Source organism: Mesorhizobium sp. M1A.F.Ca.ET.072.01.1.1 (assembly GCF_004023325.1).
In the GTDB taxonomy this organism is placed as follows: domain Bacteria; phylum Pseudomonadota; class Alphaproteobacteria; order Rhizobiales; family Rhizobiaceae; genus Mesorhizobium.
The window spans coordinates 1-13094 of the sequence record NZ_RZSF01000184.1; the positions used below are offsets into that span (position 1 = coordinate 1).

General features: G+C 61.6%; 12 protein-coding genes. 2 read left to right on the forward strand and 10 right to left on the reverse strand.

The annotated features are described in order from the left end of the window. Window positions 1-299: 299 nt before the first annotated feature. From EOA32_RS22785 to EOA32_RS22795, 3 genes are all read right to left on the reverse strand, one after another. Entirely contained in the window at window positions 300-1547 is a 1248-nt protein-coding gene (locus EOA32_RS22785) for a sugar ABC transporter substrate-binding protein (RefSeq protein ID WP_128372950.1), read from the reverse strand. A 65-nt stretch (window positions 1548-1612) separates the two neighbouring features. After that, on the reverse strand, window positions 1613-2668 hold the full coding sequence (locus EOA32_RS22790) for a LacI family DNA-binding transcriptional regulator (protein ID WP_128372951.1): 1056 nt from the start codon (window positions 2666-2668) through the stop codon (window positions 1613-1615). A gap of 322 nt (window positions 2669-2990) precedes the next feature. Next, on the reverse strand, window positions 2991-4487 hold the full coding sequence (locus tag EOA32_RS22795; protein WP_095779998.1) for an NAD-dependent succinate-semialdehyde dehydrogenase: 1497 nt from the start codon (window positions 4485-4487) through the stop codon (window positions 2991-2993). A gap of 137 nt (window positions 4488-4624) precedes the next feature. Here EOA32_RS22795 and EOA32_RS22800 point away from each other — a divergent pair, with 137 nt between their 5' ends. Beyond that, window positions 4625-5299, forward strand: coding sequence for an FCD domain-containing protein (locus EOA32_RS22800; RefSeq protein WP_095783156.1), 675 nt, complete (start codon window positions 4625-4627; stop codon window positions 5297-5299). A gap of 186 nt (window positions 5300-5485) precedes the next feature. Here EOA32_RS22800 and EOA32_RS22805 read toward each other — a convergent pair whose 3' ends face one another. From EOA32_RS22805 to EOA32_RS22830, 6 genes are read right to left on the reverse strand one after another with little or no spacing between them, the layout of a single operon-like run. Further along, complete coding sequence (locus EOA32_RS22805) at window positions 5486-6817, reverse strand: FAD-binding oxidoreductase (protein ID WP_095780022.1); 1332 nt, start codon at window positions 6815-6817, stop codon at window positions 5486-5488. Window positions 6818-6864: 47 nt separating this feature from the next. After that, window positions 6865-7218: a cupin domain-containing protein gene (locus EOA32_RS22810; RefSeq protein WP_067329699.1), complete on the reverse strand. Its 354-nt coding sequence runs from the start codon at window positions 7216-7218 to the stop codon at window positions 6865-6867. Beyond that, the gene (locus EOA32_RS22815) at window positions 7206-7925 is read right to left on the reverse strand and encodes an ABC transporter permease subunit (RefSeq protein ID WP_067329696.1); all 720 of its coding nucleotides are present in this window, start codon (window positions 7923-7925) and stop codon (window positions 7206-7208) included. The genes EOA32_RS22810 and EOA32_RS22815 overlap by 13 nt, the downstream gene beginning before the upstream one ends. A gap of 1 nt (window position 7926) precedes the next feature. After that, on the reverse strand, window positions 7927-8640 hold the full coding sequence (locus tag EOA32_RS22820; RefSeq protein WP_128372952.1) for an ABC transporter permease subunit: 714 nt from the start codon (window positions 8638-8640) through the stop codon (window positions 7927-7929). A gap of 54 nt (window positions 8641-8694) precedes the next feature. Next, window positions 8695-9513, reverse strand: a complete 819-nt coding sequence (locus tag EOA32_RS22825) for a transporter substrate-binding domain-containing protein (RefSeq protein WP_128372954.1) — start codon at window positions 9511-9513, stop codon at window positions 8695-8697. Window positions 9514-9554: 41 nt separating this feature from the next. Then, window positions 9555-10331 (reverse strand): amino acid ABC transporter ATP-binding protein, encoded by a 777-nt coding sequence (locus EOA32_RS22830; protein ID WP_128372955.1) that lies wholly within the window; start codon window positions 10329-10331, stop codon window positions 9555-9557. A gap of 670 nt (window positions 10332-11001) precedes the next feature. On the opposite strand from EOA32_RS22830, the gene EOA32_RS22840 reads away from it, so the two are divergent. Further along, window positions 11002-12081 (forward strand): mechanosensitive ion channel family protein, encoded by a 1080-nt coding sequence (locus EOA32_RS22840; RefSeq protein WP_128372953.1) that lies wholly within the window; start codon window positions 11002-11004, stop codon window positions 12079-12081. A gap of 51 nt (window positions 12082-12132) precedes the next feature. Here the strand turns inward: EOA32_RS22840 and EOA32_RS22845 are convergent. Further along, window positions 12133-13094, reverse strand: a 962-nt coding sequence (locus EOA32_RS22845) for an SLC13 family permease (RefSeq protein WP_189407319.1), incomplete at its 5' end; no start/stop codon positions are given.

Here is a 13094-nt window from a genome sequence, read left to right on the forward strand (position 1 = left end):
CCCCTCATCCGTCTCGGCGCTGCGCGCCGATCCACCTTCTCCCACAAGGGGAGAAGGAGGCGCGAACCTCGCGGCGCCTCAACTTGGCGATGATGATGAGTGAGCTTTCTCAACGCGATAATCCTGCCATTTAGCGCGGCGTCCCCCTCCCCCTTGAGGGGAGGGTCCGGCCGAAGGCCGGGGGTGGGGTCCGCTGTGAAGTGCGCCTACGGGGAGATAGCGTCGGCGTACTTCGCGGGCGACCCCCACCCGGACCTGCGGTCCGCCCTCCCCTCGAGGGGGAGGTTTAGGGCCGCGCTTTACTTGTTCGGCGCCTGGTCGATGATCGACTGCATGGTCTCCTGCGCGTTCGAAATCGCGCCGTCGACATCGTCGCCGAAGAAGACCTCGTTGACCATTTGCGTCCACGGCCCGTTGGCGGAGTTGATCAGGTCGTTGAACACCACCGAATAGGGCGTGCGGCCCTTGGCCATCGCCTCGGCCGCCACCTGGTAGCGCGGATCGAGGTCCTTCAGCGCCTCCTTGGCGATGTCGCCGCGCACCGGAAGGCTACCATATTTGGCGAGGATGGTCTGGCCCTCGAGCGAGTAGGCGAAGTCCAAAAACTCCTTCACCACGGCGATCTTCTTGGTGCCCTTGGTGACGACGAAATTGTCGCCGCCGGCGAAGGACGACCAGCCGCCATCCTTGCCCGGCAGGAAGGTGATGCCGTAGTCGATATCAGGGTATTGCGTGTTGAGCGCGCCGATGGCGAAGGCGCCGGACGGCGAAAGGCCGATCTTGCCGCCGGCAAAGGCGGCGAAGAAATTGGCGCCGGTGTCGGTCTGCGCGCCCTCGGGCACCAACCCCTTCTTGACCATCGAGCGGTAGAGGTCGATCGCGCCGCGCAGCTGCGGGCTGTCGAGCGTCGCCTTGGAGCCGTCCTCGGAGAGGATGTCGCCGCCCGAGGCCCAGACCAGCGGCGTGAAGGTGAAGATGTTGCAGCCGCCGCAATTGCCGGAGAAGTAGAAGCCCTTGATGTCGCCGCCGAGCGCATTGACCTTCTCGGCATCGGCCTCGATCTCGGCCCAGGTCTTCGGCCCCTTTTCAGGGTCGAGCCCGGCCTGCTTGAACAGCTTCTTGTTCCAGATCAGCACCGAAGAATCGGCCGAGAACGGCAGGCCGTAGATGCGGCCCTTATAGGTGCCGGTCTTCACATGCGCCGGCGAGAGGCTGGAAAAATAGGGCAAGGACTTCGCCCAGTCGGTGATGTCCTCCAGCTGGCCGGCGGCAGCGAAGGACGGGGTGTAGATGAGGTCGAGCGACAGCGCGTCGGGCGCGGTGCCGCCGGCGGCGGCCGCGCCATATTTCGGGATGATCTCGGCGTTCGGGATGATGTCGAGCTTGATCTGGTCCTTATGCGCCTTGTTGAAGGCGTCGACGATGCGCGGCATGAAATTCGAGCCGTCGGCGCGCACCCAGATGTTGGCGGTCTCGGCCGACGCCGCCTGCAGGCCACCGCCGATCACGGCCGCGGCCAAAGCCAGCTTGGCAAACATGGTTGTCACGGTATTCCTCCTCATGGTTCTCCTCCCAGTTTGGCCGTTGCGCGACGGCCGTTTCGTTCGATGCCTCAGCCGCCCGGCGGACGGCCGCATGACTGACGCACCACCAGCCGGCACGGCAGTTTCCTGATGCCTGGCGCGGCCGGCTGGCCGCCCACGAGCGAAAGCAGAGCGAGCCCGGCCTCGCGGCCGAGCGCTGAAAGGTTCATGTCGACCGAGGTCAGCGGCGGGCGCGTCGCCTCGGCCACGATCTCCCAATTGTCGAAGCCGATGACGCCGACATCGTCGGGCACGCGGATGCCGCGCTCGCGCAGCGCGTCGATGACGCCGCGCGCGATCTGGTCGTTGCCGCAGAACACTGCGTCCGGCCAGCCTTCCCTGCCCCGGCCGTTGCCGAACAGCTTTGCCACCGCATCGTGCCCCCAGGCTTCCGACCAGGCGCCGAGCAGCGGCTCGCCGACCGGCAGGCCGTGCGCCGCGAGCACCTCCCGGTAAGCCTCAGCCCGCGCGTGCACCACCGCGAAGCCCGCCGGCCCGGTGACATGGGCGATGCGGCGGCGCCCGAGCCGCAAAAAATGTTCGACCGCCAGCCGCGCGCCGCCGGCGTCGTCGGAGACCAGGCCGACCGCGCCGGGATCCGGCTGGGTGAAGGCATAGACGACCGGGATGCGCAGATTGGAGAGATCGATCGGCAGATGGCGGTCGATGCGCTTTCCGGTGGCGATGATGCCGTCGACGCGCTTGTCGAGCATGGCCTCGACATGCAGCTGGCCGAGCCTTGTGTCGTCCTCGACATTGCACAGGAACACCGAGACGCCATTGTCGACCAGCGCATCCGAAACGCCGGCCATCAGCGGCAGCGAAAAGCGGCCATACGTATCGTTGGTGAGCAGGCCGACGGTAAACGAGCGCTTGCGCAGCAGGCTCTGCGCCAAATGGTTCGGCCGGAAGCCGAGACGCTGCGCCACCGCACGGATGCGCTCGCGCGTCTCGGCGGTCATGCGCCCCTGCCCGTTCAGCGCCTTGGACGCCGTCGCCACGCTGACCCCGGCCGCAGCCGCCACCTCGCGCAGCGTGACCGGCGGCTTGGCGGAAACTGGCGCTGGCTCGGCGTCGGGGGACATAGTTCGAGGCGCATCCCTGAGTTGGGAAAAGGTTTTCCCTTATCGCCCTGCGCGAAGATGACGGTTGAGGTCAGCGCACGCGAGGCCAGTTGGGAAAAGGTTTTCTCAGAAAGGAGATTAGGCGAAGGTGGCGGGGTTGGCAAGGGGAAAGGACTCGACGCGGCTGCTCGCCCAATCGTTGACGTGCGTGGGCTATCATAAGTTCCAGTCTCGATGAACCGGAAGGGCCCGCAAGCAGACTTGTCGGTTTCCCAGAAGCAGCTAGCGTAAACCTGCACGACCGATATGTGGCGCAACTCGGCGGAGAAGCGATTTTGCGGTTTTACCAGTTGGTCGCGATGTATTTTGGTTGGAGATATTCGAGCAGGCCGTGATGCCCTCCCTCGCGGCCGAGCCCGCTTTGCTTCATCCCCCCGAAGGGCGCTGCCGGGTCCGAAACCAGGCCACGATTGACGCCGACCATTCCACTTTCGATGCGTTCGGCGACCCTCAGGGCGCGTCTGAGATCACTACTGTAGACGTAGGATATGAGGCCATACTCCGTGTCGTTCGCCAGCCGGACAGCCTCGTCTTCCGTATCGAAGGGCGTGACCGCTGCGACCGGCCCAAAGATCTCTTCCTTCGCGATGTCGGAATCGGGAGAAACGTCAGCTAGGACTGTCGGAGGATAGAAGAAGCCCTCGCCAGGCCGCGGTTTGCCGCCCGTTTCGATACGCGCCCCACGGGCAACGGCATCCTTCAGCAAGCGATCAACCTTCTCCACGGCCGTCGCGGTAATAAGGGGCCCGAGCTGGGTCGTCGCTTGAAGACCCGGCCCCACTGAAAGCGACGACATTTCCTGGGTAAGCCGGCGGACAAAAGCGTCGTAAATGCCGCGCTGCACATAGAAGCGATTCGCCGCAGTGCAGGCTTCTCCGCCGTTGCGCATCTTGGCGACCATGGCGCCGGCCACGGCATCGTCCAGATCCGCATCATCGAACACGATGAAAGGAGCGTTGCCGCCGAGTTCCATGGAACAGCTGATGACCCGGTTGGCGGCCTCACGCAACAGGATGCGCCCAACGGCCGTCGAACCCGTGAATGACAGTTTGCGCACCCGACTGTCGTGCAGCATCGCGCTCACCACAGGCCCCGCGGCCGTGGTCGTCACGATGTTGACGGCACCTTCGGGCAAACCGGCTTCCATGAGGATCGCACCGATCGCCAACGCGGTCAGTGGAGTCTCAGCCGCCGGCTTCAGTACGCACGTGCAACCCGCCGCGAGCGCCGGGGCGATCTTGCGGGTCGCCATGGCCGCCGGGAAATTCCAGGGTGTGACGAGAACGGCGATGCCAATCGGCTGGTATTGAACCACGATTCGGTTTGCACCGCCCGGCGCGTGGCCGATGTCGCCGAGAGTACGCACCCCCTCCTCGGCGTACCATCGGAAGAACTCCGCGGCATACGTTACCTCTGCGCGAGCGTCTGGGAGGGCCTTGCCGTTCTCCAGAGATATCAGTTGCGCCAGCCATTCGGCACGATCGAGCATGAGCCGATGGCAGCGCATCAGCATGTCCGATCGCCGGCGTGAGGGGGTTTGCCTCCACATAGTCGCAGAAGCCTCCGCAGCATCGATCGCCCGGATTGCGTCGGCGACTGCGCCGTCTGCGACAGACGCGATCGTGAGCCCGTTGGATGGATCGGCGACATCAAACCGATTGCCGCCGGTTGCACTTGTCCATTTGCCGCCCACCAGCAGATCCACAGGAGCGCTTGCAATGATAGCCGCAGCATCCGCGCAAAACGATTCGATATCCCTTGCTGTCTGACTCACACCCATCCTCTCGCGGCTTTAGAAAACATGCGCAACCAGTCTGTCGATTGCTGGAACCAATATGAAATTGGTATTGCAACCGGTGTCAATATAGATCAAATTGGTTGCAGAGAAATCCGCCCGTTTCTTAGTGGAGTGGCCGCATGACCGTCGTTTTGAGGGATTTCATCGAGGCGGCTGGATTGCAGCCAGGCGACCGGCTGCCACCCGAGCGCGATCTCGCGCTCAAGCTAGGTTTACCCCGCACGGCCCTCCGGCGCATGCTGGCCGAGATGGAGCAAGAGGGGCGCCTGCTTCGCCATGTCGGGCGTGGCACTTTCGTCGCCGAGCGAGGGGCAACCGCGAGCGCTCCGTATCGCGCACACGATGCCTCTCGGAAAGAACTGTGGACCTATCCCGCTGAGGTCTTCGAAGCACGATTAATCATCGAGCCGAAGGTGGCGGCGCTCGCGGCGTTGCGGGCGACCCCCTATGAAACTGAAGAGATGCACAAGGTCATCCAGCATGGCAGTACCGCCGCGACGCTGGCGGAGTTCGAGCGTTGGGACGCCGCGTTCCATCAACTGGTAGTGGTGGCGGCCCGCAATGGATTGCTGGCCTCGCTCTACGAAGGTATTCACTCGCTTCGGGCGGGGCGTCTTTGGGGGCGCATGAAAGAGCTGTCTCTGACGAAAGAGCGTATGCAGGAGTATACGGCTCATCATCGCGCGATCTTACAGGCGATCACTGACCGCGATGGTGGGCAGGCCGAACAAAGAATGCATAGCCATATCTTGACCGCGAGAGCCAACATACTCGGATCGGAGACAATGGGGTGAGTAGGCCTCATCGCCAAAATTTTGAGATTGCCGAACCGAGCAGAATGGCGCGTTCGAACGCTAATCGCTTGTCGTTCTATTCAAGGCGGGGCATCTGACACTGTTTTCAAGACGGACGCGGTGCGCGCCATCCAGACAAGATGAGGTTCCTGTACGCGGCGGGCCCGTCGCCAAGGAAGAGCAAGGTTATCGCCTCTTTGCTTCGGGCTGGCGACGGCGCATCGCACGTTTATCCCGCCATTCGTAAAGGGAATAGACAAGCGGGATGAACCATGGCTTGCCGCGGTAAAACGGCACGGCCTTCGGAGCGGGGTCGAAATCGAAGGCGGACTGCGCCTTTTCGGTTTCGCCGAGGATCTTGAAGGCGGCCTTCTTGCCCAGCCAGCGGGCCCAGACCACTCCGGAGCCGCAGAAGCCGGTGGCGTAAACCGTATCGCCCGAGGTGAAAATCCGAGGCACCATGTCGCGATGCATGGCGACCTGGCCAAACCAACTATGCGTCAGGCCGACGCCCCTCAGTTCGGGGAAAATTCGGCCAAGTTCGCTGCGCAAATGGGTGGTCGGCGCCAGCGCGTCACCCGCCGTGGTGCCGTCCCTGCCGCCGAAGAGGATGCGCGATCCGTCCGCCGAAGGGCGATAGTAATAGCTGAGCTGGCGCATATCGCCATACATCATGCGCTTCGGCATCAACCGGTCCATCACGCCTTCTGCCAATGGCTCGGTAGCGATTATGCGGCTGCGCACCGGCACAATACGGCGTCGCAGCCAAGGATCGAAGCCGTCGGTATAGGCATCCGTGCAGATCAGCACCTTCCTGGCGAGAACGTCACCGCGCGACGTTCTCACACGGACCCCGCCGGCCTCGGCGATGGTTCCCGTAACGGCTGTGTTCTCATGGATTACCGCTCCGGTTGCCATTGCCACCCGTATAATACCCGCAAGCAGCTTGGCCGGATGCAGGCCACCGGTATCCATCCGCACGAATCCACCCGTGTAGAAATCCGTCCCGATATAGGTCGGCACGTCCAACCGGCCAACGGGATGAGCCTCGATGCCCAGAAAGCGCCGCAGTAGATCGGCGGAGCGGCTGAGTTCGTCGCATTCATCAGCGTTGATCGCGCCGACGAACAGGCCGGAGAGATGGAAGTCACACTCCACCTTCTCCTCCTTCAGAAAGGCCCACAGGTCTTCCCGTGCGGCCTTTCCCTCCATCAGGATCTCGGTGGCGCGGGCCTCGCCGAATCTTCTGATCAATTCCTTGCGCCCGGGTCGAATGCTCCCGCTCGCCATGCCGCCATTACGACTGGAAGCCGCCTGCCCCAGCGACTGGCGATCGAAAAGCTGAACACTGCGACCGGGACGAGCAAGCTCGATGGCCGCCGAAAGTCCTGCATAGCCTCCCCCAACGATCGCCACGTCGCATTTGGAGGCGACCCGGCGGACTGGGAGGGGAGAGAAGGTGCAATCCTCCCACCAATAGGGCGTGGATTTGAGGGGGCCAGCGGAATCGGCGGTCATGGGAACATACCAGCTTTTGGTCGGATCGGCGGGCAAGCGCAAACCGGTCAATCACGTGAGACCCAGAGTTTGCGCGTGGTTTCGATGGCACGCCATACGCCGGTGAATCCCGGATGCATGACGAAGGCGTCGCCAGCCGCGATGCGGCGCGGCGGGCAGCCATCCTCAGTGAGTTCGGAGACACCCGAAAGGATGTAGCAGAACTCGAAAGTCTCGCCCTTAATCGAACGATAGGCGCCAGGCGTGACCTCCCAGACCCCCGCCTTCACGGCGCCGTCTGCGGTCTGGGCGATATCCCAGCTCAGAAAACGTGGATCGCCCTCCACAAGGCGGTCGGGCAGAGGCTGCCCTTCGCGTGGGCGCGGAAGAACATTCTGGTCGATGAACGTCAACTTGGACATAGGGATGTGGCCTTTCTGCGCGTTGAACGCCGTTCGAACCAAAGTTGCCGCTCCAAAAGCTTCAAGGCAGTCAGTCCGACGACATTGAGGGTGAGGTAGAAGACGGAGGTGATGATGAAGATGTCCATAATGGCGAAGGTTTCGCTCATCAGGCGTTTGGCCCAACCGGTGATTTCGAGCACAGCGATGGTCGAAGCGAGGCTGGATTCTTTGACGATGATGGCAACCTCACTGCTGTAGGATGGCAGCGCTTGTCGCAAAGCCAGCGGGAACTTGATCCGGCGCAAGATAATCCAAGGCGACATGCCGCAGGCTTCCGCCGCCTCGATCAGCCCGCGCGGCAGGGATAAAAACGCGGTTCGAAAGATTTCGGCTGTGTAGGCACCGGTGTTCAACAGGACCGCGAGAATGGCTGCGTGCAGGCCGTCGCCGATCAGCCACCAAATCACCGGGTTGGAGCGAAAGAACCCGACCTGCCCTAATCCGTAGTAGATCACGAATATCTGCACTAGCATGGGCGTGCCGCGAAAGACGGCGCAATAGGCGTCGGCCGCCGTGCAAACCAAGCGATTGCGCGAAGTGCGCGCGAGCGCCACCAGGATGCCGAATGGCAGTCCTAAGCCCACGCCGAACACCGAGATCAGAAGCGTTGTCTTTGCGCCGGTGAGAAGGAACGGAATCGCATAGGCAATAATGGTGAAATCCATTCTAACCTCCGCTGAAGCCGCGATTGATATGGCGCTCAGCCAGGCCGAACAGGGTCTGGCTGACTGCTGTCATGGCGAAGAACAGCGAGGCAGCGATGCAGTAAAAGAGAAGTGGCGAGCGCGTGATGCCCGCCGCGATAGCCGCCATACGCATGAGTTCCTGCATGCCGACGATGGAAACGAGTGAAGTATCCTTGATCGTCATCTGCCAGACATTGTTGATCCCGCCGAGAGCAAGCCTCAACGCGAGCGGCAACGTGATTCTGAAAAAGGCGACCGATCGAGGCAACGCCAAAGATTTCGCGGCTTCAAGAAGACCGTTGGGAACGGCTTCCAAAGCGCCTCGCATCACCTCGATCGAATAGGCGCAGGAAATGGTCGCGATGGCGAGGATGCCGATAATGGACGGGTAGGCACTTTCAGCCGTGTCTCGGTAGCCGAAGGCAACGGCTACCTTCTGCACCCAGTCGACAGAGCCAAAGAACAGGAGATAGATCACAAGAAGACCCGGCACGCCGCGGACGACGATGCTGTAGACATCGATCATCTGGGACAGCACCGGGACCCGCTGCCAGCGCGCTATGGCAAACGGGACGGCTGCGATCAACCCGATCATCATGCCGACCAGCCCGATGCAGATCGTCACGAAGGCGCCGCGCAGCAAAGCGAGTCCCCAGCCCTGCTCCACAACCAGCAACCAGATAGTTTCAAACATGGATGACACCCGTCGGGCCGCCGCGGGCTGCGACGGCCAGTTGTTGCGAGAGGATCACTTCTTGCACGGAATGGTGTAGTCGTCCTTGAACCACTTGAGGGAAGACTCCTTGATCTTACCTCCATCGATCATGTTGCAGAGCGCGGCATCTACCTTAGCCTTGAGTTCGGCATTCCCCTTGCGCATGCCGACACCCATGCCGTGGCCGAGGGTTTGAGGATCGCTCATCGCCGTAATCTTCACATCGATCTTCGTGAAGTTGGCGCCGTCCGGTGTAACGAGGAAATCCATCCAGGTCGGGGAGTCGCCGAAAGCGGCATCCAGGCGGCCAGCCGCAAGATCAGCGGTCTGCTGAGTGGTGGCATCATAAGTCTTGAGATCGGCGCTGGTCGCCCGCTTGCCGATGAATTTGGCATAGGTCGTGCCTGTCACGACGCCGACACTCTTTCCCGCGAGCGCCTTTTCGATCTCCTCGAGACTCTTGAGCCCGGCAAGAGCGGAATCTTTGGGGACCACGAAATAGAGCGGCGTGGTGGCGTACGGGATGGAGTAGTCGATCTTCTTCTGGCGCTCGGCAGTGATGCCAAGGCCGGAAATGATCACGTCGAAGCGGTCGCTATCCATGGAGGGAACCAGCGAACTGAAAGCCTGCACCACGAATTTGCACTTCATCTTGAGTTCGGCGCAGATACCGTTGGCAACGTCGGCGTCGAAGCCGGTGACGTTTCCGTTGGCGTCGGCCATGCTGAACAGCGGCGCGTCCCCTTCCGTGCCGACGCGTAGGACGCCTTCCTCGGCGCGCGCGGCACCGGCTGCGGCGGCGAGCATGAAACCGGATACGAAAATCGAACGAAACGTTTGAACTGAAAGCATGAGTGTTACCCCTTTTCTTGTTCTGCTGAAGAAAACCGCGATCACGCGGCGGCTGGCATGACGCTGGAGAGAAACCGTTTCACCGCCTCCGAGGCAGGGTTGCGAAACAACTCTTCCGGCGCATCGTCCTGCTCAAGGATACCTTTGCGCAGGAATATCATTCGGCTCGACGCGTCGCGCGCAAACCGCATTTCATGGGTGACGAGAAGGATGGTCGCCCCCTCTTCGGCCAGCGTGCGGATCACCTTCAGCACCTCGCCCACGAGTTCCGGATCGAGCGCGGATGTGGGCTCGTCAAAAAGCATGATCTTTGGTCGCATCGCCAGCACCCGTGCGATCGCCACGCGCTGTTGTTGACCGCCTGAAAGCTGACTGGGATAGCGGTCGCGGAATTCGGCCATCCCCACCTTGGAAAGCGCCGAAAGCGCCATATCCTCGGCCTCCCGCCTTCCTTTCCCGAGCACGTAGACGAGCGCCTCTGTCACGTTGCCGATCACGGTCCGGTGCGGCCAGAGATTGAAGTTCTGGAACACCATGCCAGTCCGCTGGCGAAAGAGCCGGATCTTCGCGCGGTTGGTGATTTCGCTCTTGCCCGGTCGATTGGTGGTGATGGAGATTGCGTCGCCCATCACCTCGATCCTCCCTGAGGTCGGCGTCTCCAGAAAATTTATGCAGCGCAACAACGTGCTCTTTCCCGAGCCAGACGCGCCGATAAGGGATATGACCTCCCCTTCCGCCATCTGGAAAGTGACGTCGTTAAGGATCCTGACCGCGCCGAAATTCTTACTGAGTTCATGGACCTTTAGAACCGGGGCCATGTCATGGCGTCTTCGGTTCCATTCAGATCGCACCTTCTCAACATGGGGCTGGCCCCGGCTGTCCATCGTCTGCGCGAGTTCGTTAAGTGTTAGGCGACTGTGACCATCGCTCCCACTTTCGTCGGTGACGGCGCCGTCTATGGCGCTCCTCCTCGAAACGGTTCGATATCCCTTGCTGTCAGTCACGTTCATCGGCTCGCTGCCTCTAGCAACTATTTGAAACCAATCTCGGGATTCTTAGGACCAATATGACATTGGTATCGCAACCGGTGTCAAGATAGATCAAATTGGTTGCGAGAAAAATCTGCAGGAACAGCTTACATTTGGCGCGTCGGATCCAATTCGCGGAATAAAGACCATCGCAGATAAGCCGCCCCTCGCCCGGCCTCAGGCGAACATAGACTCGCCTATCGCTTCCTAAACAGAATGGCCGGGCCCGCTCCGCCGGGCCGCCCACGCGTCGCCGTCGGCGCCAAGCTCGCGCCAGCGGCAACAAGGGACCGCGGCGGCCAGGTGACGGGTCTTAAGGCGGCCGAGGACACTCAGATCCGGTTCGAGCACGTCGAGCATGGCGACGCGGTCTCACGCGCCGCGAGCGCCTCATCGAACGCCACTGTCGCGGAACGATTAGCCGCTGCTCGATGTTGATGCGACATCGGATGGCGAATCCATGGAACGGCGCGACAAGGAACAGGAGAATCTTTCCCGGCTCGAACGGGCCGCGCAGCAGACTGCCGATCCGAAAACGATCCAGCAGCAGGCGAAAACGCCCGAGGAAAAGTTCCGCTTCAGCTTTCGGAAAGAAGACCTCTGGTGGACGGCTGGTTTCGCGACCGCTGCCTTGCTGCTCTTTGCCGTCCAGCTTCTCATCAACTGGCGCGTGGAATGGTTTGAGGCGCCTTTGCGCGCCCGCGTGCTGAACTATGTCTGGGGCGGCCTTCTCATTTTCGTCATGCTGACGATAGCGAACATCGTCGAAGTCTTTCTCATCGGCCGAATTCCCAATCGCGTTTCGCGTTTCAACCTGAAACGAATTTTTCGATTGATCGTCGTGGTCGCCGTCGTCTTCGTGGCCATCTCGGTGCTGTTCGTGAACTGGTACGCCGCCGTCGTTTCGCTCGGGCTGATCTCACTGACACTCGGCTTCGCGCTGCAAATGCCGATCTCCAGCTTCATCGCCTGGATCTATATTCTGGCCCGGGCGCCCTATCGCGTTGGCGACCGGATCCGCATCGGCGATGCCCATGGCGACGTCATCGACGTCAGCTATCTCGACACGACGTTGTGGGAATTCGGCGGCGAACATCTTTGGACCGATCATCCGAGCGGACGCGTCATCAAGTTCCCCAACTCCACCGTCTTCGACACGCCGGTCTTCAACTATTCCTGGCCGCTGTTTCCCTATGTCTGGAACGAAATCAAGTTTCAGCTCGCCTACGACAGCGATCTGGAATTCGTGGCGAAAACCATGCGAGAGGTCGTGGACGAGCAGATCGGCGACATCATGAGCCAGAAGGTGAAGGTCTATAAGGATATCCTGTCGAAAACGCCGGTGGACGAGCTGCAAGTGAAGGAGCATCCGGTGGTGCATTTTCGCGTCAGTGAAAATACCTGGCTCGAAGCCATCGTGCGCTACCTCGTGCCGCCGAAGGAAGCGGGCCGCACCAAGACACGCTTGATCAAGGAAATGCTGGCGCGAATGAATGCAGAACCCGATCGCGTGCTGTTTCCAAAGAGCAATTTGCGGTGAACTTCCAGGCAGCTTGGCAAAGCGAGGTCGTTCGCGTCCCTTCGTGGCTTGTCAGTTCATTGGCCAGACGATCGCCAGCATCGGCACGGCAACAATGACGACAAGGAACGACAGCGGCAGCCCCAGCCGCGGATAGTCGCTGAAACGATAGCCTCCCGGGCCCATGACAAGGGTGTTGCATTGGTGCCCGATCGGCGTGAGGAAGTCGCAGCCGGCGCCGATGGCGACAGCCATCAGAAAGGCTTCCGGCCTGTAGCCCAGATCGGCGGCGAATTCCGAAGCGACGGGCGCCATGACAAGCACGGTGGCGGCATTGTTGAGGAATGGCGTCACGGCCATGGCGGCAACGAGGATGAGCGTCAGTGCGCCGGGCGCCGGAAGAATGGTCCCGAACCTGGCAAGCTCCGCGGCGACCAGTGCGGTTGCCCCCGTGGTGCGCAGCGAATCGCTCACCGGGATGAGAACGGCGAGCATCACGAGGATTGGGCCATCCAGCGATTGGTAGACGTCGCGGAGCGGGATGACCTTGAAAAGCACTATCCCGACCGCGGCCGCAAAGAAAGCGACGGGAACAGGGAGCAGACCCACGGCAGTCGTGAGCATGGCAAGGGCGAGGATGACCACGGGCACGATACCCTTGCGCACGCTGCCAAGAAGGATAGGCCTTTCCGCCAGCGGCAGGCAGCCGAGTCCGCGCAGTGTCTCGGGCATTGTGGTTGCATTGCCCTGCAGCACGACGACGTCGCCGAGCCTTAGCTCGACCTTGGCGAGCCTGCGGTCTAGGCGCTGGCCGCGACGGCTGACAGCCAGGAGGTTGACGTTGAAGCGATCGTAGAGGGCAAGTCGCTGGGCGGTCCAGCCGATCAAGGGCGAGCTTTCGCCAATGACGGCCTCGATCGCTACCATCTCGCTGGTGGTGACCTCTTCATTCACCCGATCGCCCGTGACGCTGAGCTTGCCTTGCGAGACAAGACGATCCAGCGCTGCCGGGTCGCCTTCGAGCAACAGGATGT

Excerpts from the sequence above, each read along its gene's own strand:
- EOA32_RS22805 (WP_095780022.1), bottom strand. The coding sequence starts at position 6,817 with ATGACCGCCGATTCCGCTGGCCCCCTCAAATCCACGCCCTATTGGTGG.
- EOA32_RS22790 (WP_128372951.1), bottom strand. The coding sequence starts at position 2,668 with ATGTCCCCCGACGCCGAGCCAGCGCCAGTTTCCGCCAAGCCGCCGGTC.
- EOA32_RS22810 (WP_067329699.1), bottom strand. The coding sequence starts at position 7,218 with ATGTCCAAGTTGACGTTCATCGACCAGAATGTTCTTCCGCGCCCACGC.
- EOA32_RS22840 (WP_128372953.1), top strand. The coding sequence starts at position 11,002 with ATGGAACGGCGCGACAAGGAACAGGAGAATCTTTCCCGGCTCGAACGG.
- EOA32_RS22800 (WP_095783156.1), top strand. The coding sequence starts at position 4,625 with ATGACCGTCGTTTTGAGGGATTTCATCGAGGCGGCTGGATTGCAGCCA.
- EOA32_RS22825 (WP_128372954.1), bottom strand. The coding sequence starts at position 9,513 with ATGCTTTCAGTTCAAACGTTTCGTTCGATTTTCGTATCCGGTTTCATG.
- EOA32_RS22830 (WP_128372955.1), bottom strand. The coding sequence starts at position 10,331 with ATGGCCCCGGTTCTAAAGGTCCATGAACTCAGTAAGAATTTCGGCGCG.
- EOA32_RS22815 (WP_067329696.1), bottom strand. The coding sequence starts at position 7,925 with ATGGATTTCACCATTATTGCCTATGCGATTCCGTTCCTTCTCACCGGC.
- EOA32_RS22820 (WP_128372952.1), bottom strand. The coding sequence starts at position 8,640 with ATGTTTGAAACTATCTGGTTGCTGGTTGTGGAGCAGGGCTGGGGACTC.
- EOA32_RS22795 (WP_095779998.1), bottom strand. The coding sequence starts at position 4,487 with ATGGGTGTGAGTCAGACAGCAAGGGATATCGAATCGTTTTGCGCGGAT.